20 protein-coding genes and 2 pseudogenes are annotated in these 22409 nt (G+C 68.9%); 10 read left to right on the top strand and 12 right to left on the bottom strand.

Annotated elements, in window-relative coordinates; translation table 11 throughout:
• Positions 1-166: 166 nt before the first annotated feature.
• The 3 genes from AB0M79_RS34540 (at position 167) to AB0M79_RS34530 (ending at position 2584) form a co-directional block, all read left to right on the top strand.
• Positions 167-562 carry a VOC family protein gene (locus tag AB0M79_RS34540; protein ID WP_364222439.1) on the top strand — a complete coding sequence of 132 codons (396 nt, stop codon included), beginning with the start codon at positions 167-169 and terminating at the stop codon, positions 560-562.
• Positions 563-1016: 454 nt separating this feature from the next.
• On the top strand, positions 1017-1661 hold the full coding sequence (locus tag AB0M79_RS34535) for a MerR family transcriptional regulator (protein ID WP_364222436.1): 645 nt from the start codon (positions 1017-1019) through the stop codon (positions 1659-1661).
• Positions 1658-2584, top strand: coding sequence for an NAD-dependent epimerase/dehydratase family protein (locus AB0M79_RS34530; RefSeq protein ID WP_364222433.1), 927 nt, complete (start codon positions 1658-1660; stop codon positions 2582-2584). Before AB0M79_RS34535 ends, AB0M79_RS34530 begins: the two co-directional genes overlap by 4 nt.
• Before the next feature lie 311 nt (positions 2585-2895).
• On the opposite strand, the gene AB0M79_RS34525 is transcribed toward AB0M79_RS34530, so the two are convergent.
• The 4 genes from AB0M79_RS34525 to AB0M79_RS34510 all read right to left on the bottom strand — a co-directional run bounded on the left by AB0M79_RS34525 (position 2896) and on the right by AB0M79_RS34510 (position 8586).
• Positions 2896-4521, bottom strand: coding sequence for a ricin-type beta-trefoil lectin domain protein (locus tag AB0M79_RS34525; RefSeq protein WP_364222430.1), 1626 nt, complete (start codon positions 4519-4521; stop codon positions 2896-2898).
• Between the two features lie 36 nt (positions 4522-4557).
• On the bottom strand, positions 4558-5949 hold the full coding sequence (locus tag AB0M79_RS34520) for a glycoside hydrolase family 43 protein (RefSeq protein WP_364222427.1): 1392 nt from the start codon (positions 5947-5949) through the stop codon (positions 4558-4560).
• Between the two features lie 81 nt (positions 5950-6030).
• On the bottom strand, positions 6031-7503 hold the full coding sequence (locus AB0M79_RS34515) for a family 43 glycosylhydrolase (RefSeq protein ID WP_364222424.1): 1473 nt from the start codon (positions 7501-7503) through the stop codon (positions 6031-6033).
• 18 nt (positions 7504-7521) lie between these two features.
• On the bottom strand, positions 7522-8586 hold the full coding sequence (locus AB0M79_RS34510) for an arabinan endo-1,5-alpha-L-arabinosidase (protein ID WP_364222421.1): 1065 nt from the start codon (positions 8584-8586) through the stop codon (positions 7522-7524).
• A gap of 362 nt (positions 8587-8948) precedes the next feature.
• On the opposite strand from AB0M79_RS34510, the pseudogene AB0M79_RS34505 reads away from it, so the two are divergent.
• The 3 genes and pseudogenes from AB0M79_RS34505 to AB0M79_RS34495 all read left to right on the top strand — a co-directional run.
• A pseudogene (locus AB0M79_RS34505) lies at positions 8949-9079 on the top strand (IS3 family transposase); the annotation flags it as partial.
• Positions 9080-9155: 76 nt separating this feature from the next.
• Entirely contained in the window at positions 9156-10145 is a 990-nt protein-coding gene (locus tag AB0M79_RS34500; protein WP_364222418.1) for a PaaX family transcriptional regulator C-terminal domain-containing protein, read from the top strand.
• A gap of 462 nt (positions 10146-10607) precedes the next feature.
• On the top strand, positions 10608-12929 hold the full coding sequence (locus tag AB0M79_RS34495) for an RICIN domain-containing protein (RefSeq protein ID WP_364222415.1): 2322 nt from the start codon (positions 10608-10610) through the stop codon (positions 12927-12929).
• Positions 12930-13239: 310 nt separating this feature from the next.
• Here the strand turns inward: AB0M79_RS34495 and AB0M79_RS34490 are convergent, their stop codons facing one another.
• A complete protein-coding gene (locus AB0M79_RS34490) occupies positions 13240-14046 on the bottom strand; it encodes an AraC family transcriptional regulator (RefSeq protein ID WP_364222412.1) in 807 nt (268 codons plus the stop codon).
• A gap of 49 nt (positions 14047-14095) precedes the next feature.
• Here AB0M79_RS34490 and AB0M79_RS34485 point away from each other — a divergent pair, with 49 nt between their 5' ends.
• Together AB0M79_RS34485 and AB0M79_RS34480 are read left to right on the top strand one after the other, a co-directional pair.
• A complete protein-coding gene (locus AB0M79_RS34485) occupies positions 14096-14557 on the top strand; it encodes a DUF2000 domain-containing protein (protein WP_364222409.1) in 462 nt (153 codons plus the stop codon).
• Between the two features lie 220 nt (positions 14558-14777).
• Positions 14778-15188, top strand: a complete 411-nt coding sequence (locus tag AB0M79_RS34480) for a hypothetical protein (protein ID WP_364222406.1) — start codon at positions 14778-14780, stop codon at positions 15186-15188.
• On the opposite strand, the gene AB0M79_RS34475 is transcribed toward AB0M79_RS34480, so the two are convergent.
• Positions 15143-16324, bottom strand: coding sequence for an amidase (locus tag AB0M79_RS34475; RefSeq protein ID WP_364222403.1), 1182 nt, complete (start codon positions 16322-16324; stop codon positions 15143-15145). The two genes, AB0M79_RS34480 and AB0M79_RS34475, sit on opposite strands and share 46 nt — an antisense overlap.
• A gap of 700 nt (positions 16325-17024) precedes the next feature.
• On the opposite strand from AB0M79_RS34475, the gene AB0M79_RS34470 reads away from it, so the two are divergent.
• The gene (locus AB0M79_RS34470; protein WP_364222400.1) at positions 17025-17594 is read left to right on the top strand and encodes a hypothetical protein; all 570 of its coding nucleotides are present in this window, start codon (positions 17025-17027) and stop codon (positions 17592-17594) included.
• A 487-nt stretch (positions 17595-18081) separates the two neighbouring features.
• Here the strand turns inward: AB0M79_RS34470 and AB0M79_RS34465 are convergent, their stop codons facing one another.
• Entirely contained in the window at positions 18082-18303 is a 222-nt protein-coding gene (locus AB0M79_RS34465; RefSeq protein WP_364222463.1) for a hypothetical protein, read from the bottom strand.
• Between AB0M79_RS34465 and AB0M79_RS34460 the strand changes: the two genes are divergently transcribed.
• Positions 18218-18439 carry a WD40 repeat domain-containing protein gene (locus tag AB0M79_RS34460; protein WP_364222397.1) on the top strand — a complete coding sequence of 74 codons (222 nt, stop codon included), beginning with the start codon at positions 18218-18220 and terminating at the stop codon, positions 18437-18439. The two genes, AB0M79_RS34465 and AB0M79_RS34460, sit on opposite strands and share 86 nt — an antisense overlap.
• Here AB0M79_RS34460 and AB0M79_RS34455 read toward each other — a convergent pair.
• From AB0M79_RS34455 to sigJ, 5 genes and pseudogenes are all read right to left on the bottom strand, one after another.
• Positions 18411-18617 carry a hypothetical protein gene (locus tag AB0M79_RS34455; protein ID WP_364222394.1) on the bottom strand — a complete coding sequence of 69 codons (207 nt, stop codon included), beginning with the start codon at positions 18615-18617 and terminating at the stop codon, positions 18411-18413. The two genes, AB0M79_RS34460 and AB0M79_RS34455, sit on opposite strands and share 29 nt — an antisense overlap.
• Positions 18618-18625: 8 nt before the next feature.
• Complete coding sequence (locus AB0M79_RS34450; protein ID WP_364222391.1) at positions 18626-19942, bottom strand: bifunctional class I SAM-dependent methyltransferase/N-acetyltransferase; 1317 nt, start codon at positions 19940-19942, stop codon at positions 18626-18628.
• Positions 19939-20865 (bottom strand): ribosome small subunit-dependent GTPase A, encoded by a 927-nt coding sequence (gene rsgA, locus AB0M79_RS34445; RefSeq protein ID WP_364222388.1) that lies wholly within the window; start codon positions 20863-20865, stop codon positions 19939-19941. The genes AB0M79_RS34450 and rsgA overlap by 4 nt, the downstream gene beginning before the upstream one ends.
• 464 nt (positions 20866-21329) lie before the next feature.
• Positions 21330-21419, bottom strand: a pseudogene (locus AB0M79_RS34440) (IS5/IS1182 family transposase); the annotation flags it as partial.
• An 89-nt stretch (positions 21420-21508) separates the two neighbouring features.
• Complete coding sequence (gene sigJ / locus AB0M79_RS34435) at positions 21509-22381, bottom strand: RNA polymerase sigma factor SigJ (RefSeq protein ID WP_364222385.1); 873 nt, start codon at positions 22379-22381, stop codon at positions 21509-21511.
• Positions 22382-22409 lie beyond the last annotated feature (28 nt).

The raw sequence follows: 22409 nt of genomic DNA, 5'->3' as shown, positions 1-22409 counted from the left end.
ACGCCTGCCGACACATGCCCACCGGATCTCTCCGCACGAACATTTGCCAAACCACATCTGGGCCACCTACACCGCCGCACGCACAGTGTCTGATTCGTTCAAGACTGCGGCGTCGGCTCCGTGATGGCCTTGGACCGTATTCCGTACCGACTTCTCGGGAGCCGCAATGAGGTTTGGTTACGCCATCGTGTACGTCTCGGACGTGGTCCAAGCTGTTGACTTCTACGAGCGGGCTTTCGGGTTTTCCCGCGCGTTCGTTCACGAGTCAGGCGATTTCGCCCAGCTCGACACGGGCGGCACGGCGCTTGCCTTCACCAGCCACCGACTGGGAGCGAAGGCAGTGCCAGTTCCCTACGCCGCCCTCGACCCCGCCATGCCACCGGCGGGGCTCGAGTTCACCTTCATCACCGATGACGTAGCTGGCGCCTACACCCGCGCGGTCGCGGCGGGTGCCACTGCCCTGACCGAGCCGCACGACACGGCCTGGGGTCAGGTGGTGTCCTATGTCAGAGACCCCTACGGCGTCCTCGTGGGAATCGCCTCGCCGGTCGCCGGATCCTGATTTTTCTTCAACCTTGGCGGCCGGTCGCCGCGTTGATCCTTTGTGGATTCGGTGTGCCGGTGCCCGACGTGAGAGCGACCACCGCCTGATGATCCTTCGGTTCCCTGCAAGGACGCGAAGGACAGGCGGTGGCCGTGGCCATGACTACCACCGCCGCCTGACCGCGCGGGCGGATGCGATGTTCGAGCTGACCGACGCGGCCCTGTGCGCCACGGGCCGGTCACCAGCCTGGTCGGGTGTCGCTCGCGGCGGAACACCGGATCCGGGATGAGCCCTTGTCACCCTCACCGTGCCCGAGGCCGACAACACCTGACCCACGGGGCTTCCCCCGGTCGCTTCGCCCTGTCCTTCGGCACACGGCACCTCTGGTCGAGTCGCGCCTTCTCTCGGCGCCTACCAGCTTCCCGTGCCCCTTCAGGGGCGATCACCAGACAGATAGTGCTACTATCCGATAGTGCGAATATCTGAACTTTCCCGCCGCGCCGGTGTTCCGCTGTCGGCGGTGAAGTACTACCAACGGGAGGGCCTGCTTCCCGAAGGGGTGCGTTCGGCCCCGAACCAGGTCGACTACGGCGACGCGCACGTGCACCGCGTCCGGCTGATCCGCGCCCTCCTGGAAACGGGGGGCCTCTCCGTCGCCGCGACGAAGGATGTCATCGCCGCACTGGATGCGGAGGATGCACCGCTGGCAGAGACCTTCCGCGTCGCGCAGCACGCGATGGCCACCCCGCGGACGGCCGATTCGACGCCGAGCGACGCGGCTCGCCAACGGATCGCCACGTTCGCTCGATCGCAGGGGTGGGAGGTGACCGACGACAACCCCGGCATCGACGCGGCGGCACGCGCCCTGGACGGGCTCCGCGCGATCGGGTTCGAGGCCCCGGACTCCTACCTCGGCGCCTACGCCGCCGCGGCGGCGGCCGTCGCCGCCGCCGACCTTCGCGCCCTCTCCAGCCTCGCCACCCCCGATCAGGTGGCCGAACTGATGGTCGTCGGCACGATCCTCGGTGACCCACTGTTCGCCGGATTGCGTCGCCTCGCCCAGCAAGACGTCACCCGAACCCTCTTCCCCACCGACGCGAAACGAGCACCATCATGACCACCATCCCCACCCACGTCATCCTCGGCGGCAACGGCGTCATCGGACATCAGGCCGTGCGCGCCCTCGTCGCCCGCGGCGAGCGCCCGATATCCGTCGGCCGACGCCCCGCAACCACCGACGGAGCGCGGTCGGTGACCGCCGACCTCCTCGATGCCGCCGACGTCTCCCGAGTCCTCGACGGTGCCCACGTCGCCTACTTCACCGTGGGCCTGCCGTACTCCACCCGCGTGTGGGCGCAACAGTGGCCGACGATCCTGCGCAACACCGTCGACGCGGCCCTCGAACACGACACCCACCTGGTCTACCTCGACAACGTCTACGCCTACGGCCAGGTCGACGGCCCCATGACCGAGCAGACCCCGATCAACCCCCGCAGCAAGAAGGGCGAGGTGCGCGCAGCCGCGCTCCGCACCCTCGACGACGCCTCCGCGCGCGGCCTCACCGTCACCATCGGGCGAAGCGCCGACTTCTACGGCCCCGCCGCCTCAACCAGCGTCTTCAACACCTTCGCACTCGACAAGATCGCCGCCGGCAACACCGGTACCTGGCTCTTCGACGCCGACCAGCCGCACTCCCTCACCTACACCCCCGACATCGGAAAGGCCCTCGCCATCCTCGGCACCGCACCCGAAGCGCGCGGCCGCACCTGGCACCTACCCACCGCCCCAGCCCTCACCGGCCGCCAGTACATCGACCTCGCCGCCGGCCCCGGCGCCCGCACGAACGTGATGGGCCGCACGACCATGCGCATCGGCGCACTGTTCAACCCCGCCGCCCGCGAAACACTCGAGATGGCCTACCAGTACACCGCGCCATACACTCTCGACTCCCAGGCGTTCGAAACAGCCTTCGGCATCACCGCGACGCCGACCGCACAGGGCATCGCGACCTCACTCGACGCGGCGCGAACGACAACGTGAGCGTGGCAGCAGTCCTCCGTCTGCTGAACGACCGCCTACTCCTCGTCGGAGACTGCAGTCGCGAGGCGGGCAAGACGTCACGGGTACCGGCAGCGTTGCCGGGCCGCGGTCACTCGGCCCGGCAACGCTCACGGGTGTGAGCCTCAGATCGCTACAGGCTGCGGCATTGTCCTGACTTCGGACCGGCGGCCGTGTTGGTGAGGCCGTTGTTCACCGGCGGCGGGGTGTTGTTGCTGCACGCCAGTGGGCCCGTGATCACGTTTCCTGCGATGACGTTCCATTTACAGTCCCCAGCGGCCTTGCGGCCGTGCTCAGATGCGGGTCCAGTGCTGGTTCGGCGCGCCGGTGCAGGTCCACAGGATGACCGTGCTGTTGTTGGCGGTGGCGGCCTGGTTGACGTCGAGGCACTTGCCGGATTGGGTGCCGCGGACAGTGCCGTCGGATTGCAGTGTCCAATGCTGGTTGGTGCCGGTGCCGCAGGTCCAGAGGATCACCCTGGTCCCGTCGGCGGTGCCGTTGTTCTCGGCGTCGAGGCACTTGCCGCCGATGCGCAGCTGTCCTGAGGTGCTGGTGATGATCTGGGTGATGCCGCCGTTGCAGTCCCAGATGACGGCCTGGACGCCGTCGGTCGGTGCGCCGCCGAGCACGTCCAGGCAGCGACCGGATCCGGCACCGCGAAGGCTGAACGTCGTGGTGGGGGTGGTGGTGCCGGTCCGGACCCGGTACATGACCACACCGTGCGGCGGGACGGTCGCGCTGATCGCCCCTGAGGTGTTGCGGGCCGCCTTGGTCCAGACGTCGAACAGCTGGTAACCGCCCGCCGCCGGCATGCCGATCCCCGCGGCGGTGGTGGCGATCGTCGCGGTGCTGCCCGAGCGGTTGAGTAGCGCAACCGCCCCCGAACCGTCGCTGAGTGTCTTGGCCCACACCTCGGTCTCACCGAAGTCGCGCACCCGCTGAGCCTGCCGGCCCGCGCTGTCCTGGTTGATCGCCAGCACGTCCGGGTTGGTCAGCACCGAGCGCACGTCGGCGGACATCGTGGTGAGGTCGTTGCCGGCGATAAGCGGAGCGGCCATGATCGCCCACATGCTGAAGTGCGCTCGGTTCTCGGTGGGCGTGAAGGTACCGCGGACGCCGACTTCGAGCATGTCGGGGTCGTTCCAGTGCTGCGGACCCGCCCAGGAGTGCAGCGGCGCCTGCACGTCGAGGATCTCGGTGATCCCCATGAAGCAGTCGGCGCGGCAACCGGTGCTCCAACTGTCGGTGATGTCCTCGGTGGTGCGCCACATGTCCGCCACCGGGCTCCAGTTGTAGGACGGGCCGGTGTTGCTGTGGGCGCTGTTGGGGTTGATGGAGTAGACGATCGGCCGTCCGGTGGCGCGCAGCGCGTCACGCATCTTGGTGAAGCCGGCGTTCTGGTCGTTCAGGGTGCCCCAGGGCGAGCACCAGTCGTACTTCAGGAAGTCCACACCCCAGGAGGCGAAGGTGTTGGCGTCCTGCTGCTCGTGGCCCAGCGCGCCGGTGGCGCCGCCGAGGGCGTTGAAGTACTGGGCGCAGGTCTTTTCGCGCGGCGCTTGGTAGATGCCGAACTTGAGCCCCTTGCCGTGGATGTAGTCGCCGAGCGCCTTCATGCCGGAGGGGAACCGTACCGGGTCGGAGCGCAGGTTCCCGGCGGCATCGCGGGTCGTCGCCTGCCAGCAGTCGTCGACGACGACGTACTGGTAGCCGGCCGCCCGCATACCGGAGTTGACCATGGCGTCGGCGGCTCCGCGGATCTTGGCTTCGTTGATGTCACACCCGAAGGTGTTCCAGCTGTTCCAGCCCAGCGGTGGCCGGACGGCCGGGCTGCCGGGCGCCGCCACGGCGGGTGGGACGGCGAGTGTCACGCTCGCCGTGGCGGTGACGAGGGCAGCAAGAGCCGCCACCGATCGCTTCATGAGCACCTGCTTCCGCACAGACAACGGATTGTCGAGTCAGGAAACGCGGAAGGTGGCGTCCTGGCGATCCGTGGCGCTGGAACTCGCACTGATCGGGTCGATGCGCAGCACGTAACCGGAGTGGCGCAGGTGTCGGTCGGGGAAGTTGTACGACCGGAACGACGACCAGCTGGAGTCGGCCAGGCCGGCCACCCGGGTGAAGGTGGCATCGGCGCGGAACGTCGCGGTGTTGTCGTTGGCATCCAGCCGGATCGCGTAGTTGCTGTGCCGCAGGAACCGGCCGGGAAAGTTGACCGACTCGAACGACACTCCGGCGGCGTCGGCCAGGCCGGGCACCATCCGCCACAGCTGGTCCTGGTGCGGGTCGAACGGGTAGGCGTCGATCCGGCCGATGTTGTCGGCATGCCGGATGTACCGGTCCGGGAAGTTGTACGACTTCAGCCGCACCCAGCTGGGCAGGCCCCAGCGCGCGACCAGCCCGTCGTACTCGGCGGCGGTGATACCGACGATGGAGCCGTGCTTGGCGTTCAGCGGCGGTGTGTAGTCACGCTGGTTGAGCAGCGTCCACGAGTTGCCGCCGATGTTCGACGTGGACCACGCGTAGTAGTCGTTGTTGACCGGGCTGAACGAGTCGCCCCAGAGCCGCCAGCCGCTGCCGGTGTTGCTCCTGATCAGCAGCGGCGCCTCCATGGCGTTGCCCTGCCGTAGCCCGCTGGTGTAGTTGCTGTAGCTGTTCGGGTTGCCGGTCGACGAGCGGGCGCCGTAGATCAGGCCGTCGGCCAGGTTCTTGTAGTACATGTAGAACGTCGACCCGTCGACCACGATGTCGGCGTCGAGCACCGGGTATCCCGGACTGAAGTAGACCTGGTTGGTGCTGACCGTCCGGAAGTCCGACGTGTAGTTGACCATGAACACGTCGGCGCCGTTGTAGGCGGAATAGACGATCGCGTACTGGTTGCGCGAGGCCACCCAAAACGCCGTGGGCGCCCAGGTGTGGGTGTTCAGGCCGTGCATCCGGATCCGGCGGTAACCGGTGAAGCTGCGCAGGTCGGTGGAGTCCCAGACGTGCAGGTACTGGTTGTTCTCGTTGAAGATGCGCCCGCGCAGGTCGGTGGCGAGGACGACGAAGGTGCCGTCCTGCTTGCGCAGGATGAACGGGTCGCGCAGGCCGAGAGTGCCGGCGGTCGGGGTCGCCACCGGGTTGTTCTGGTTCAGCGGCCGCCAGTTCAGCCCGTCGGTGCTGACCGCCAGATGCAGGGCGTAACTGTCGCCGCTCTCGTTCGGGGTCTCCTTGAAATAGCCGAAGACGTAGGCGGTGTTGGCAGCCAGGGCGGGCGCCGGCATGCCGAACACGGCGGCACCGCCGGTGGCGGCGGTCAGCGAACTCAGTGCGGCCAGGCGGGTGAAGTTGCGTCGGGAAAGGTGCACGGCATTCTGCCTTTCACTGGTCGTACGCGGCGGGGGGCGCCTGCCCCGGCGGCGTACCGGGGCAGGCTGGGCAGTGGGCCTCTACTCGCCGGAGGGTGCGGTCAGGGTGACGCCGAGACGGGCCGGAGTGCCGAAGTTGGGTGTGCCGTCGGCGTTCCAGGTGAACTTCTGGGCGCGGGTGGAGCGGTTCATGTCGCAGCCGCCGCCGGCCGAGTCGTTGGCGTGGTAGACGATCCAGTCCTCGGTGCCGTCCGGGCTCTTGAAGAAGCCGTTGTGGCCGGGGGCGAAGACCCCGTTGGCGTCGTTGCGCTGGAAGACCGGGTTCGGGCTCTTGGTCCAGTGCGCGAGGTTCAGCGGGTCGGTGCCGGTGAGGGTGAGCAGGCCGAGCTTGTAGTCGGGACCCCAGCACGCCGACGCCGAGTAGACGACCATCACCCTGCCGTTGTGGTACAGCGGCTCGGGACCCTCGTTGACGGCGCCGGTCTGGCGCTCCCAGGACAGGGTCGGCGAGCTGAGCCGGACCCGGGAGCCGGTGAGCGTCCACGGGTTGGTCAGGCGCTGGATAAAGTTGGACTGGCCGTACGAGCCGCCGGCGTTGTAGGTGCCCATCAGGTAGAGGTTGCTGCCCACCCTGAGCACGCTGGCGTCGAGCGCCCACTCGTTGCCCAGGTCGGCCTTGAACGTGTACGGGCCCATCGGATCGGTGCCGGCCGACTCCAGGACGTGCAGGCGCTGGGTGGGGTTGTAGTCGGATACGTTCTGCCCGGCGGTGTAGTAGAAGTACCAGCGCCCGTTGATCAGGTGAAACTCCGGCGCCCACATGTTGCAGCAGCCGTTGGGGCGCCCGGCCAGGTTGAAGATCACCTGGTCGGCGGCGGTGGCCAGTCCGGCCAGGGTGGCCGACCGGCGCATCGTGATCGTGGAGTTCCATGTGGTGGTGGCCAGGTAGTAGTAGCCGTTGTGGTGCTGCAGCCACGGGTCCGGGCCGTTGCGCTTGATCGGGTTGGTGAACGAGCCGGCGGCGCTGGTCAGCGGGATCAGCTGCCACTGCTGGTTCGCGCCGTCCAGGTCCTGGTACTGCGAGACCCGGGCGCCGTCGGCGGTGGACCATTCCCAGACATCGAGGGCCTTGCCGCTGTTCCGGTTGATCAGCCGGACGTGGCCGCCGGCCGAGTCGGCGAGCCGGAACTGCTGGCGGGCGTCGTTGCGGTCGGTGTTCTGCACCAACTGGATGCCGTCGGCGGTGGTGGGCAGGTCGAGGACCTTGCCGCTGTGTACCGACTGCACCCGGTACCAGCCGCCGCCGGAGTCCAGGAACTTCCACTGCTGCCAGGCGCCGTCGTTGCGGGTGTACTGGTTGATCGCGGCGCCGTCGCCGGTGGCCAGGTTGTAGACGTCCAGTGCCTTGCCGCTGTGGCGGTTGACCAGCACGTACGGCGTTCCGGCCTGGACGGTGGCCGCCGACGCCTCGGTGGTCGGAGCGACCGTGCCGACGGCACCGAGCGCGGCGACCAGCCCGGTGGCCAGGATGGCGCGAAGTTCTGTTCTGCGCATGGGGATGCTCCTTCCGCCTCAGTAGACGAACGGCCAGCCGGCACTGTCGTAGCCGAGCAGGTTGATGCCGAGCCGGGAGGCTCCGTTGTTGGCGTAGTAGTGGTAGACGAGCACGTCGGCGTCGGTGTCGGCGATGACGGCCTGGTGTCCGGGGCCGTGGATGCTGCCGTGGCCGGCGAGGACCTGGGTGCCGCCGCCCGAGGTCAGCCGGGTGCCGTTGCGGTCGACGAACGGCCCGTTCGGGCTGGTCGAGCGGCCCACCATGATCCGATAGGTGCTGGCGGCGCCCTGGCAACACCTGTCGAACGACACCCACAGGTAGTAGTAGGGGCCGCGCTTGAACATGTGCGGTGCCTCGATCGCCCCGCCGTTGCGGCCGGCGATCAGTCGGATACTGGAGTCGGCTCGCAGCCCCGTCGACGGGTTCAACGCGATCTGCTGGAGGCCGGACCAGAACGAGCCGAAGTTGAGCCACCAGCGGCCGTTGTCGTCCACGATCAGATTCGGGTCGATGGCGTTGAAGTTGTCCGACGTCCGGGACTCGATCACCAGGCCCCGGTTGGTCCAGCTGCCGGATGCCCCGGTGGGGCTGGTGGCCAGGAAGATCGCCGACCGGTTCTCGCCGAACGTGGACGCCGAATAGTACAGGTAGTACTGCCCATTGTGGTAGGAAATGTCCGGCGCCCAGAGACGGGCGCTGCCACCGGTGTACGCCCTGGTCCAGGGAGCGCCGCCGGGGAACACCGCACCCGCCGCGCGGAATACCGTGCGGTCGGTGGACGTGGTCAGGGTGATGTTGTCACCGGTCTGCGCGACGATGTAGGTGCCCGCGGGTGCCTTGACCATCGTCGGGTCGTGGGTGCCGATGGCGCCGGACACGACGCCCGGGTTGGGATACGACCCCGGCGGCGTAGTCGGCGTCGCCAGCACGTTCACGGGTGCCGCAGCGGCTGCCGCCGCAGTGGCGCTACCGGGCGGTCGTGCAGCGGCCTCCGCGTGCAGTGCCACGGCGGACATCGCGGCGACGACGGCAACGACCGGCATGACGAGCGTCGCCCGTCGGGGAGTCAGGTACTTCGACATGAAGCCCTCCACATCAGCGCCTGAGCACCTGCCCCGGCTCGGGAAGCACGGTGCAGGCAGCGAGCGCAATGGATGTTAGCGTTCACAACGAACGCATTGAATCGGCCGACGCCCGTTCGGTCAGGCGGGCATGGGGCCGGGTGTCGAACCGGGCCGCCACCCTGGTTCGGATGAACGACTCAGCGCGTCACGCGGCACTTAGTGTGCCTCCCGTGCAAAATACTGTCAATGGACAGGGGTTGATGTCCGACCTCGCCCGCCCGAGGCGGGCGGTACGCCACCCTCGGTCTCCACAGGGGGGCCCACCGGTGACTCAAGGTCGCCGATGTCGAAGACGCCGATCCACCCTGGCCTGGAACCCCCGCGACGACCTGCGCCTGGCGATCGCGACCTGGATCGAACGGACCCACCACCGCGGGCACCGGCAGCGACGCCTCGGACGACTCCCCCGATCGAGTTTGAGACAATCAACAGGCCCACACACACGGCCTGAACCACTCAACCTCGCGAATCAACCAAACCCGGGGCAGACCCGAGAGCTGAAATGCCTGTTTCATCCGGAGCGCCCAGTGGACTACCCGTTCGACATCGAAGAGATCTTCGCGAGGGAGGGGTTGGGTTCCATCCGGTTGCCCCGGCGGCAGGCCGGCAGTTCGCCACAGGGTCTGACTGTCACGCTCCTGGCCGACTACACCGTGTCCACCGGAGCCTGGCTGCCGTCCGCAGCGATCGTCGCGCTACTCGCGGAGTCGGGCGTGAGCTCCGCCGGCGCCCGGGCCGCCATCAGCCGCCTTGCCCGTCGCGGCGTTCTCGAGAGCAACCGGCAGGGCCGCAAAACTTTCTACCGGCTCACGCAGTCCGTCGCGGCTCATCTGCGCGCCGGCGGTGGCTGGGTAGCGTCATACGGGGCAGGCACCGCGATGTGGGACGACCGGTGGACACTCGTCGCGTTCTCGTTGCCGCAGGAGGCCGCATTGCAGCGGCGTGCACTACGCAACCACTTGCGGTGGATGGGGTTCGCACCGCTGTACGACGCGCTGTGGATCTCGCCGCGGGAGTTTGCCGCGAAGGCCTGGAGCGAACTTGACGAGATGAACCTGGACGCTCTGACGGTGTTCCGCGCCCGGCACCTCGACATTGCGACCGGCGCGGGTCGCAATCCCATCGACGCCTGGGACCTCTCCGCCATCGCCACCCAGTACGAGACGTTCATCCGCCGCTGGCGCCAGGTCGTTGCGGGCGTGCACGCCGGGCAGCTAGCCGGTGCGCAGGCTGTCCGCACTCGCACCGAGGTGATGGACACCTACCGCCGCTTCTCCACGCTCGACCCGCAGCTACCCGAGAAACTGCTGCCGGCCGGGTGGCTACGGCAAGCCGCCCGCGATGTCTTCGTCGCCGTCTACGACGGCCTGGCCGACTCCGCCGAGCAACACGTGCGAGCCGTCGCCGCCGCTCACGCTGCCGGCCCGTTGCCGGAGATCCACGCCAATACCGTCGCCGATCTCCTCTCGGGCGACCTCCCCGAGCGGACGCCCGTGCCGTCTTCTACGGACGCCTAGGCCGATAGCTCCGCACGCACGCTATGGCATGCCGCCACGAGACGCAGTCGGCAACCAGGGCCAGGCCCCCTGTTGAACGACCTGTGGCCGGGTGCCCGTCCGGCTCCAGCAGCCGCTCGCCACCGTCGGGATGGCCGGGGACACCGCGGTGCCCAACGTGATCCGTCGGCCAGTACGCCACCTACCAGGGGAAAGTGACCTGATCCCCGTTCGATGAAGGTTACGAAGAGGTAACGACCTTTGCAGACTGGTTACCTGCATGACGAAATATGTCGATGGTTGCGTTAACATTGCCGCGCTCCCGCGCCCTACCCTCGAACATGGCGCTCCGGGTCACCCGCCTTCTCCCCGCAGTTGAAGAGGGCAGATTCGGGGCAACTTTGGGAACGCTCCCATCTGCCTGCGCTCACTGCGCCGGACGGTGGACACGCCCCTTGCACCACCTGCAAACGGAGGTCTTTCGTGACACCCACATCGGCACCATCACACCGCAGCCGCCGGCGGCGTGGGCTACTGGCCGCGACCATCGCGGTCGTCCTCGCCATCGGCGGGCTGGCATTCGGCCTGGGCACCGCATCCGCGGCGACGGTGGACACCAACGCCTGGTACGTACTACTGAACCGGCATTCGGGCAAGGCGCTCGACGTGTACGAACTGGCCACCACCGACGGCGCTCGGATCACCCAATGGGCGCGTAACGACGGAGCAAGGCAGCAATGGCAGTTCGTGGACTCCGGCGGCGGCTTCTACCGGCTGCGATCGCGGCATTCCGGCAAGGTGCTGGACGTGTCCGGAGCGTCGACCGCTGACCGTGCCCAGATAGTACAGTGGACAGAGCACAACAGCTCCAATCAGCAGTTCCGGCTGGCTGACTCCGACGGCGGCCATGTCCGGCTGCTCGCCCGGCACTCCGGCAAGGCTGTGGACGTGCTGGACTGGTCCACCGCAGACGGCGCCGAACTCGTTCAGTGGCCGGACACCGGCGCCGCCAACCAACAGTGGCAACTCGTGCGCGTCGATGGCGGTCCCCCGCCGCCGACGACCACGCCTCCGCCCGCGAACGGCACCAGACTGATGGAGAACCTGGGCCGGGGAGTCGTGGCGGTGCGGTCCGGCGCCTCGAGCGTGCTGGTCTCGTGGCGACTGCTCGGCCTCGATCCGCAGGGAATCGGGTTCAACGTGTACCGGTCCACCGCCGGTGGTGCTGCCGTCAAGCTCAACTCCACCGCTCTGACCGGCGGGACGAACTATACGGACACCACGGCGAACCTGGCGCAGTCGAACAGCTATCACGTGCGGCCGGTGGTCAACGGTGTCGAGCAGCAGGCGAGCAGCTCCTTCACGTTGAGAGCCAACAACGCCGTCGAGCCGGTGGTCCGCGTGCCGCTGCGCAACACCGGGACGGTGAAGTTCGTCTGGGTGGGTGACCTCGACGGGGATGGTGAGTACGACTATGTGCTGGACCGCCAGACCAGCCCCCAGCGCATCGAGGCGTACCGCAGCGACGGACGGTTCCTGTGGGACGTCGACATGGGGCCGAACAGCACGAACCAGAACAACATCGAGGGCGGTTCGTCCACCATCAACGTCGGCCACAACGACGGGGTGACGGTGTACGACCTGGACAGCGACGGTCGCGCGGAGGTCGCCGTACGGATCGCCAACGGCGTACGGTTCGGCAACGGAGCCACGTTCACGCAGGGTAACGACAACAACCGCCAGCACATTGCCATCCTCGACGGGATGACCGGAGCGCCGCGCGCCACGGCACCGGTGCCGACCGACTACCTCAGCGACGGCCCGATGTACGCCCGCTTCGGCGTGGGCCACCTCGACGGCACCAACCCGAGCCTGGTCGCCTTCATGAAGAACCGCATCGGCAACGGAGGCTTCAACCTCATGTTCACGGCGTGGCGCTTCAACGGCAGCACCCTGGCCCAACAGTGGAAGTTCCTGCGCGGCAACCAGAACCTGCCCGACGGGCACAACACCCGGATCATCGACGTCGACGGCGACGGCCGCGACGAGATCGCCGAGATCGGATTCGTCCTCAACGGAGACGGCCGCCTACGCTATTCGCTGGCACCGCAGGGCATCGTGCACGGCGACCGGTTCCACATCGCCAAGATGGACCCCAGCCGCCCGGGCCTGCAGGGATACGGGGTACAGCAGGACAACCCCAGCGGTCTGCGCGAGTACTACTACGACGCCGCCACGGGCGCCATGATCTGGCAGCACGTGGAGGCCGGCGTCGCGGACAACGGGCGCGGGATGGCCGGCGACATCGACCCACGCCGTCCCGGCATGGAGGTCTGGTCCTTCTCGGGCGTCTACAACGCCGCCTCCAACCAGCGGCTCGCGGACACCGCCCCCTGGCCGCAGCACGGCCTGTGGTGGGACGGCGACCTGACCATGGAACTGTTCAACGACGGCAAGATCGAGAAGTGGGACCCGAACAACCCCACGCCCAGCAACCGCCTGCCGCGGCTGCTCACCGTGGGCCAGTACGGCGGCCAGACGTACGGGGTGTACCCGACGCTGATCGGCGACGTCCTCGGCGACTGGCGCGAGGAAGTGGTAGTCACCAACAGCAACTCCACCGAACTGCTGATCTTCACCACCAACCAACCGACCAACACCCGCCTGTACACCTTGGCGCACAACCCGGCCTACCGAAACGCCATGACCCTCAAGGGCTACCTCCAGTCACACCACCTCGACTACTTCCTCGGCGCCGGAATGACCCAGCCACCTCAACCGAGGATCGCCTATACCCGACGGTGACATCGCAGAGACTCTGCAGCGCTACGCACCCGAGCCGGCCGGCGACCAGCGATCACCCACTGGGCGCCGGCCGCGCTCGCCGACAACAGCCGACGCTGCCAAATGCGGTGCGGGCCGACAACCACGCCACGCAGCCGATGCCCGTGCAAGCGGCCGCCGTGAGTCGCGCTGCGCAGGTAGTCGGGGATCACCCCGGCCACGAACGCGAAGCCGACCACGTCCACGCCTTCGGCGACCTTGTCTGCGCCCTGCTCAGCCACCGCCGACCCATCAAGAAGACATCTGGGACGAGCCCGAAGCGACAACCTCGTCAGGCGATCGACGGCGCGTCACCGCGCCGGCGGCCGACGAAAGCGGCGGGAGTCGTCCCGAGGAACCTACGGAAGTGCCGCGTGAGATGTGACTGGTCGTGAAACCCCGCCTCGACGGCCGCGGCAGCGGGGGTCCGCCCTTTCAGCAGAAGTCTTCGTGCCATGTCGACCCGGCGGCCCGTCACGTAGCGATGCGGTGGAACGCCGTAGGCCCGCGAGAAAGCTCGCATCAGATGATTCGGGTGCGCGCCGAGCGTCTGCGCGGCCTCGGCGATGGTCAGCGACTCGGTGAGTCGACCATCGAGCAGTTCACGCAATCGGCGTGCCAGAGGGACATCGTGCGCTGCCGAGGGCAGCCGTACGAGATGCGCTCGCGCAAGCTCGCGCAACTCGTGGATGCCGTGCTCGGCCGCCATGGTGTCGGCGGGCGACCGCAGCGCGGCGTGCACGTGCCGGGCCGCAACGACGGCACGTGCGTCGTGCAGCGTGGGGGTCGCGGCGGCAGCGGTCGCGGTACGTGGCGGCAACCATGCGGGGTCGAGGTAGAGCACGCGCTTGCGGAAGGACTCTCCACGAACAGCCGACCGGCCGTCATGAGGAACGTGCGGTGGCAGCAGCGTCACGCTCGTCGGCGCCGCCTCGTGTCTGGCGCCGTCCAGGTCGTACGCCACCGCACCGGCGTCGATGAGCAGTACGGTCCAGGAGTCGTGCGTGTGGGCCGGGTAGGCATGGTGCTCGAACGTCGCGTGCAGCACTTCCTGCACCAAGGGCACCTCAGGATGCCACGCGCGCACCGCGTCGACCATGCTAGGAACGTACAAGACCAGGCTGACGGGGCCGTCGGACAGTAGACGGATGCAGGACACCCTTTCCGCGCCCGGCGCGGCCACCGATTCAACCGCACCTGTCCGCTTCGATACGAAGGTTGCGGTGCTGCTGCGCGACGACCTGCTGCCCTGGCAAGAGTTGAACGTCACCGCGTTCCTCATGAGCGGCATCGCGACAAGCGCTCCGGACCTGACCGGAGAGCCGTACCGCGACAGCGACGGCAACGAGTACCTGCCGATGCTTCGTCAGCCGGTGCTCGTCTTCACCGCGGACGCGGCAAAGCTGTCCGCGGCACGGGAGAAGGCGCTCGAGCGGGGCATCCCGATCGCCGTATACACCCACCAACTGTTCTCCACCGGCCACGACGCGGCCAACCGCGCCGCCGTTGCCTCCGTACCCGCCGGCGAACTCGACCTGGTCGGGGTCGCGCTCCGCGGACCACGTAACGCGGTCGACCGCATCACGAAGGGCACCCGGATGCACCAGTGACAGGCGCCGGCCATCGAGGCGGCACGGTCAGGCGAGGCCGACGCCCGAAGACGGCGCGGCCCTCGTCGGTGCCTTCCCCTGGGTGGGTCACGGAGTTTGGTCCGCACCACACGCGTTAGCCGCCCCGGACGGCGGGTACACACCGACACCTCGAGGTACGCCGGGGCCAGAAAGGGGTTGGGTACCGATGCGACACGGAACCGGTGCCGCGGTGACGGGAATGGTCCGCGGAACCATGGCGGCCATGGCCATGTCCGGCCTTCGGCAGGTTACTACCTCGCTCGGCCTGGTAGCCCAGGTACCGCCAGAATCCGTCCTGTGCGAGACGGCCCCGCGGCTGATGAACGCGATCCCGGTAGCCCAGCGAACCGCCCTGGTCGAGGGGATCCACTGGAGCTACGGGGCGTTCGGCGGCGTACTGTTCGGGATGCTCCCGCGACAGCTACGCCGTCAACCATGGACCGGCCCCGCCTTTGGGAGCGCCTTCTGGCTGGGCTTCGAGTTGGTCGTCCGGAGAATGCTGGGGATCGCCGACGGCGAGGGCGGCGTCCGCCAGAAGCTGGCCCTCGCGGCCGACCATGTCCTCTACGGGACGGTGGTGGGTGCCTCCGAGTGGCCATACCGGGACTGACGCCGGATGCGGGTCTCGCTGTTGTTCAGCGCCGATTCGATCGCGAGCCCGGTTGCGCAGAGCAGGCCTTCGCCGTACATCGGGCCGACAAGTTGCAGGCTGGCGGGCACGGGAAAGTCAGGTGACGGTATCGGCATGGAGATCGCGGGGACGCCCGCGAGATTGAACGGCGCGGTCAGCCTGGTGAGCGGGAAACCCGCGAAGGCGGTCAACAGCGGTGGGGACGCGACCAGCGTCGGCAGCGCCAGAACGTCGACCTCGTCCAGCGCCGCGGCCACTTCCGCCTGCCACGCCGCGCGGGTGACCATGGCCTCGGCCAGCTGCTGCTCGGTGATGTCGCGGCCTGCGCACAGGCCGCCGCTGACGAACTCACCGACTCCGTCGGCGTCGAGCAACGAATGGTGCGCCCGCCACAACTCGCCGAGGATGATCGTGTCGAGGGCGTCGTAGGTCTGCTCCCATCCGGGCAGCCGCACCTCGCGGACGGTGAGTCCAACCGCGTGTAGTGCCGCGTCGACGACCTCTTCGACCGCGGGGTCGACGCCGTCTATCCGCAGCCGTCCGACCCGGCGAGCGGGACGCGACGCGACCGTCCAGTCCGGCTCCAACAGACGCATTCCGGTGACCACGCCGGCCACGTCGCGGGCCATCGGACCAACAGTGTCCAGACTGGGTGCCAACGGCCAGACACCTTCCGTCGGCACCCGTCCCCAAGTCGTCTTCAATCCCACGATCGCGCAACACGCGGCCGGGATACGGACCGAGCCGCCGGTGTCGGTGCCCAACCCGATGTCCGCTTCACCGTTGGCGACCGCCACCGCGCTGCCGCTCGATGAACCACCCGGGATGCGGTCGGGCGCCACGGGGTTGACTGGGGTGCCGAACGTCGCGTTGTCGCCCGCCGGGCTGACACACAGTTCGGTCAGCGTGGTCTTGCCGACGATGTACGCGCCGGCCGAGCGCACGCCGGCGAGGCAGCGCGCATCGGACGCGGCGAGGGTCGCCCGGTCACGTACCGCCACGCACCCGGCGGTCGTGATCACGCCGGCCATGTCGATGGCGTCCTTGACGGCGACGCGGACGAGCCCGCTGGGGTTGGCGGCGGGTGGATCGAAGCGGGTGATCCAGATCGACATTCGGCGAACATACGATGCGCGACGACGGACCACCATGCATTTTCCCACCAGCGCTACCCCCGGTATTCGGCATGCAGCTCGGCGTACGGTCGGCGGCGGTCAGGGTAATGCCGCGTTCTACCCATGCCGATCTCGGCACAGCAGTGCGTCCCCGGCGTACGGACGCGATGAGCCGGGCACTCCTCGGCCAGGGCGCGGACCTGGTCTGCCTCGAGTTCGAACGCCTTTCCGGCTGCCGGTGAGGAACAGCGTGTCGGCCGCGATGCCCCACCGAAGATGATCAAGAAAGTCCTGATGCCAGAACCGTCCGCGGTCGGCGGCCGGACGCGACGGCCAGGCGTCGCCAGGCAGGGTAACGCTGTGCGGCCTACCGGTGCCGAGTCGAGCCCGGACCTGCTTCCACCGTGACGGCGCGAACGCGAGACGGTGGTGCAGCAACACCAGGTCCAGTGGCCGTCCCCATACGTGGCGGTCGGGTGGCTCCGCACGGCGCAGCGGAAGGTAGACGATCGTGTGCGGCGACCGGGCCGCCAGCCGGCCAAACGGGCAGCAGCATCCTCGACGCCCTCGGGAGGCGGACCTACGGGCACGACTCCGTATGGTGTCCGCACGGCCGAACTGCGGGATCCGTCTCCACCGGTACGTCCCGGCCGTCACGGACGAAGGGCGAGGTGACGTGGGTACCGATATCTCCGGCGGGGTGGAGATCCGGCCGAACGGTCCGGGATCGCCGTGGCTGCTGACCGACGCCGGTGTGGAGGACCTGCCGCGCAACTACGATGCCTTCGGTCTGCTGTTCGGTGTGCGGAACTACGCCGGGTTCGAACCCGTCTCGCCCGGCCGTGGCCTGCCTGCGGACGCCAGCACGGAACTGCTCGCTCGCCGGTTCTCCGACGACGAACACGATCACACCTGGGTGGCGTGGACACAACTGGCCCGCATCGACTGGACCGCGCAGGCCCCTCGCGTGGACGACCGGATCCACGAGTACGAACTGACGAGCGAAGGACCGATCCTCGTCGGCAAGGCGGGTCACCATGGGCGCGCCTGGCGCGCGGTGGCCGGCGAGGACGCCGATCCCCGGGGCAGCAGCTATCCCGAGGGAACCCAGTGGCGCGCGCCCGACAGGATGTGGCGGGTGGAGCGCCTCCGCCAGGGCGACGTCCTGCGTGGCGACCCGCCGCTGCGCGCGCTGCTGGACACGATGCGCGGTCTCGCCGAGCGACATGGCGACGACAACGTGCGGCTGGTCGTCTGGTTCGACAGTTAAGGCGTGTCCGCGGCCCAGGTCCTTTCCACCCTGGTCGAGGCCGCGTTCGGCATCGCCGGGCAGGCATGATCGGTGTACGGGGCCGGCACCTCGCCGCCATCGGACCGCAGGCGGCATCCGTCGGTCCGGCCGCGCTCGCGGGTGGTGTTCCGCTTGTTGCCCCCTTCTAGGCTGATCGGGTGGCAATGGGCGGATATCGGCTACGGCCAACGAACCCACCCCACCCGCGACAGCACCTCCGGTCCCCGCCGAACCCGCCCCACCACCGGCCGCACCACCCCCGACCACCGATGAAACCCCCCACCAAACCGGTCAGCCGACGACAACCGGCAACACCCCGGGCAAGGTGAAGCCCGACCCCGGCGTTGCCGCCGCCCTCGTCCGCTGGCCGCGCTGGCCGCCTCGAACCCGGCGCGACAAAGTCGCCATCGGCGGCACCATCGCCCTGGTACTGACAGTCGTCACCGCCACCAGCCTGCCGAGCTTCCTACCCACCGGACCCCGGCCCGTCCGGCCGCCGGCCCCAGCCCACCGCCACCCCCTCGGGCGACAGCCCACCGAACAGCACCGCCCCCGCCGGCCCGCGCATGTCGAACGCCCGTAGCTTGACGGGCCACAGCAACATGGTCGCCAGCGTGGCGTTCAGCCCCGACGGCAAGACCCTCGCCACCGCCAGCAGCGACCACACCGTACGGCTGTGGCGAGTCACTCCCGACGTCATCAACGGCGAGGGAGGGCAGCGTGCAAGAGCTGCCCCCATGCCGACGCGGGCACCGCGGTCGTCGTTGACCGTCGGTTCGTCGGGCGTTGTCGGGGTTACCAGGGGACGACGCCGTCGTCGTTGAGGAACGAGCCGGTCAGGCCGCCGTCGGGCAGTGTGGCAACCCGGATCGCTGTTGCCGCGGCCTCGTGGGGCGGCCGGCCCTGGAAGCCGGTGAAGTCGATCGCGACCAGGCCCGGACCGTCGCTTTCCGGTAACGCCCGGTGGGTGTGGTGCCCGGGAGGTGAGTCCCGGGCACCCACGGGATTTGTCAGACTCCGAACGCGGCGGGGTACTGGATGGTGCCGGCGGGGATCGGTCGGGTGGTGTCGAGTGCTATGGCCATCATGGCTTCGTCGGGTACCTCGAAGGGAGTCCGTATACCGAAGCGGGAGGCGGGGGTGAAGCCGAACCGCGGGTAGTAGCTGGCGTGGCCCAGGACGAGGACCAGGTTCTCTCCCATGGCCCGGGCGGTGTCCAGGGCGGCGCGGATGGCGGCGGAGCCGGCGCCGGTGCGCTGGACGGAGGGCAGTACCGCGCACGGGCCCAGGGTGAGGGCGGGTGTGCCGTCGACGTGACACCGGGTGAGCAGCGCGTACCCGACCGGGGTGCCGTCAGGGGCGGTGGTGATCATGGACAGGCCGTCGATCCAGGCCTGCGGGTCGGCGCGCAGGGCGTCGATGATGTCGGCTTCCATGGCGGTGGGAAAGGCGGCGAGGTTGATGGCGCGGATGGCGGGAATGTCTTCGGTGGTCTCGGGGCGAGTGGTCCAGGTGGGCATGGTGGTCCCGTTCTCACTGTTGACGAGGGGGTTGTCGTGGGGTTGGAGGACGTAGGCGGCGTACTGGTAGTCGCCGCCGTGCTCGCGCCGCATGGCGATCTCCGCCTGGAGCGCGGCCAGTGCCTCCGGCATGCCGGGCTGCCGGGGGTCCACTCGGGAGATCCGCTGGGTGAGCGGGCTGTAGTACTCGTCCCACCAGTCGGTTTCCGGCAGTGGCCAGTGGGCGCTGAGGCGGTAGCCGGCGGCCTGTGCGGCGTCGGTGTTCATGGCGTGGGTGCGCAGGGGGTAGGCCGCGTCCCAGTAGGCGCGGGCCGATGCGGCGGGGCTGGGCACGGTCCACTCGATCTCGGTGGCAACGAGGACCCCGCCAGGGGCGAGCAGGCGATGCCAGGCACGCAGGGCGGTGTCGAAACCGATGGTGTAGACCGATCCCTCGGCCCAGATCACGTCGAAGCTGTGATCGGGAAAGGGCAGCTGGTCCATCGAGCAGTTGACGACCGTGACCTGGCCGCCCAGGCCGCGGCGTGCTGCCTCGGCCGCGAGGCCGTCCAGGAACGGCTGGTGCAGGTCGACGGCGGTCACGTGGGCTCCGGCTTCCTCGGCCAGCAGCAGCGTGGAGCGGCCGGGTCCGCAGCCCGCGTCCAGCACCCGGGGGCGCTCGGGCAGCGGACCGGCCATCTCCAGTAGGCGGCGCGTGGTGGCGTCCGAGCCGGGGCCCTGCCGGGGCAGGTCACGGTGCAGGGTGAAGAACGCCTCCGTGACCGGGTCGGTACCGGGAACGTGGTCGGGCGTGCCTGTGTCGTTCACTGCTGACGCTCCCGGAACTGGTAGGTGGCACGCAAGTTTCTCGTGATGCCCTTCTTGATGGCGTCCCGGTCGGCGCGCACCCGCGCATCGGTGCGGGAGGCGGCATAGGTGTTCTCGCGCAGCAGTCGGTGGTAGCTGTCCAGGCGACGCCGGGGAACTTCGCCGGCCTCGACAGCGGCCAGGACCGCGCAGCCCGGTTCGCTCAGGTGAGCGCAGTCCGTGAACCGGCAGCCCTGTGCGAGGTGCTCGATCTCGGAGAACGTCTGCTCCAGCCCCTCCTGCACGTCGTGCAGACCGATCGCACGCAGGCCTGGGGTATCCAGCAGGACGCCACCACCGGGCAACGGGAGCAGTTCCCGCCATGCGGTGGTGTGCCGGCCCTTGCCGTCCGCGTCGCGTACGGCGCCGGTGGCCAGCCGTTCCTCGCCCAACAAATGGTTGCCCAGGGTGGACTTGCCCGCTCCGGAGGGGCCGAGCAGCACGATGGTGCCGGTCAGGGCGGTGGCCAAGGTGTCCAGGCCCTGCCCGGTCACGGCGCTGGTGACCAGTACGTCCGCCCCTGGGGCCACCGCGGACACCTGGGCCCGGGCCGCAGCCGGGTCGGCGCTCGCGTCGGCCTTGGTGAGCACCACGACCGGCTGGGCGCCGCTCTCCCAGGCCAACGCGAGCAGGCGTTCGGTCCGGGCGTGCTTGAGCGGGGCCGCGAGTGACACCGCCACGACGACCGTGTCGACGTTCGCGGCCAGTACCTGGCCTTGCGAGGTACGCGAACTGCTCGAGCGCACCAGGGCGGTGCGCCGCTCCAGTACCGCATGCAGTGCAGGGCCGCGTTCCGTGGCGGCAGGACGACGCAGCGCCGCCCAGTCACCCGTGCATGGTGCCGACAGCGGGTCGCCCTGACCGACCGCGCCGGGAATCGTCACACGGACGATTCCCGCATCGGTGACAACGTCGCAGGAGCCGCGTTCGGCCCGTACGATTCGGGCCGCGATCCGCCCGGCAGCGCGATGAGGTGCGAAGGCGTGCTCCCACGCTTCGCCCCAGCCGTAGTCCGTCAGGGAATACGGCTGAGCATGAGATGAGAAAGATTGAGACAACGTAGAGACCCTTGAACAGGGGTCCCAAGACACATGAGGTGGTGCCTCCGCGAGCCGCCGAGGCTCAACGGGGCAGCAGCGTCAGGTCAGACCGGGACCCGGGACGTGAGGATGATCTGGCGGGCACTGCACACGGCAGTGGCCTTCGCGGCAGTCATCAACTCACCCCCTATTTTCCGGTCCCACAACCGACCTGGTGTCGCTGTGCCGCCGACCATAACACGTGAATCGGCCGAGCGGCCCGACGGTCTAAAACCCTTCGTTGACCCGCGTGTCTCTTGCGTGTAGTGATCGTGCACGCCGCCGGGTGGTTCCTTCTGCAGATGGCCGTCCTTGCGGGCACCGGCGGCGTGCTGGTGAGCGCGGCTGGTAATCGTGTCGGCGTCCTCCCGTCAGGTAAGAGCGGTCATGATCGTCTGTGGTTGCGGCTCATTCGGTACGGCGTGTCGACGGCCTGAGCCGCAGACGATCAAGAGCCGGCGGCGGAGGAAGGCGGCCACGGCCCCAGCTTCGCGGGGTTGACCACCAGGTTCAGCTCGGCGATCCGACCGTCGGCGACCTCGACGCCGATCACGCCGCACACGGCGCCGTCCAGTTCGAGCACGAATCCGTGCCCGCCGGCGAGCAGCACCGGCTCCAGCCGTACCCCGGCGTACCGGCGGGCCAGCCAGGACAGCAGGGTGACCACCCGCTCGTGGCCGTACACCGGTTTGCGGGCGGCGGGCACCGCACCGCCGCCGTCGGAGCGCAGCACGATCCGCGGGTCGAGCAGGTGAACCAGTTCGGCCAGGTCGCCGTCGGCGCTGGCCGCGGTGAAGGCTGCGAGCACCCGCCGATACTCCTCCGTCGAGACGGGTTTGCGCGGTGGCGCCTCTTCGCGGACCCGCCGGCGCGCCCGCGACGCGAGCTGCCGGCAGGCCGCCGGGGTCCGGTCGACCACCACGGCCAGCCGCTCGAAGTCCATTCCGAACGCGTCGTGCAGGACGAAAGCGACCCGCTCCGCGGGTGACAGCGTCTCCAGTACCAACAGCACGGCGGTGCGCACCGACTCGCGCAACGCGACGGTGTCGCCCAGGTCGGTGTCGTCGTAGCCGGCCAGCGGTTCGGGCAGCCAGGTGCCCACGTACGCCTCCCGGCGGGCCCGGGCCGAGCCGAGCATGTCCAGGCAGATCCGCGACGTCACCGTGGTGAGCCAGGCCCGCGGGTTCGCCAGGTCCGTCGGGGCCGCGCGACGCAGCCGCAGGTATGCCTCCTGCACCGCGTCCTCGGCGTCCGAGGCGCTGCCCAGCAGCCGGTAGGCGACGGCGAACAGGTAACGCCGATGCTCCTGCCAGCCGTCCATGTCACGCGATTCTGCCCTACGTCGTCAC

This window comes from Polymorphospora sp. NPDC051019, assembly GCF_040683055.1.
Lineage (GTDB): Bacteria > Actinomycetota > Actinomycetes > Mycobacteriales > Micromonosporaceae > Polymorphospora > Polymorphospora lycopeni.
Note: the sequence above shows the minus strand (reverse complement) of the source record. Positions and strands in the feature narration are given on the sequence as shown.

Bases quoted from the DNA above. Each gene is read 5' to 3' on its own strand.
- AB0M79_RS34540 (WP_364222439.1), top strand. From the start codon at position 167: ATGAGGTTTGGTTACGCCATCGTGTACGTCTCGGACGTGGTCCAAGCT.
- AB0M79_RS34530 (WP_364222433.1), top strand. From the start codon at position 1,658: ATGACCACCATCCCCACCCACGTCATCCTCGGCGGCAACGGCGTCATC.
- AB0M79_RS34525 (WP_364222430.1), bottom strand. From the start codon at position 4,521: ATGAAGCGATCGGTGGCGGCTCTTGCTGCCCTCGTCACCGCCACGGCG.
- AB0M79_RS34515 (WP_364222424.1), bottom strand. From the start codon at position 7,503: ATGCGCAGAACAGAACTTCGCGCCATCCTGGCCACCGGGCTGGTCGCC.
- AB0M79_RS34510 (WP_364222421.1), bottom strand. From the start codon at position 8,586: ATGTCGAAGTACCTGACTCCCCGACGGGCGACGCTCGTCATGCCGGTC.
- AB0M79_RS34490 (WP_364222412.1), bottom strand. From the start codon at position 14,046: ATGGTCGACGCGGTGCGCGCGTGGCATCCTGAGGTGCCCTTGGTGCAG.
- AB0M79_RS34485 (WP_364222409.1), top strand. From the start codon at position 14,096: ATGCAGGACACCCTTTCCGCGCCCGGCGCGGCCACCGATTCAACCGCA.
- AB0M79_RS34480 (WP_364222406.1), top strand. From the start codon at position 14,778: ATGGTCCGCGGAACCATGGCGGCCATGGCCATGTCCGGCCTTCGGCAG.
- AB0M79_RS34475 (WP_364222403.1), bottom strand. From the start codon at position 16,324: ATGTCGATCTGGATCACCCGCTTCGATCCACCCGCCGCCAACCCCAGC.
- AB0M79_RS34460 (WP_364222397.1), top strand. From the start codon at position 18,218: ATGGTCGCCAGCGTGGCGTTCAGCCCCGACGGCAAGACCCTCGCCACC.
- sigJ (WP_364222385.1), bottom strand. From the start codon at position 22,381: ATGGACGGCTGGCAGGAGCATCGGCGTTACCTGTTCGCCGTCGCCTAC.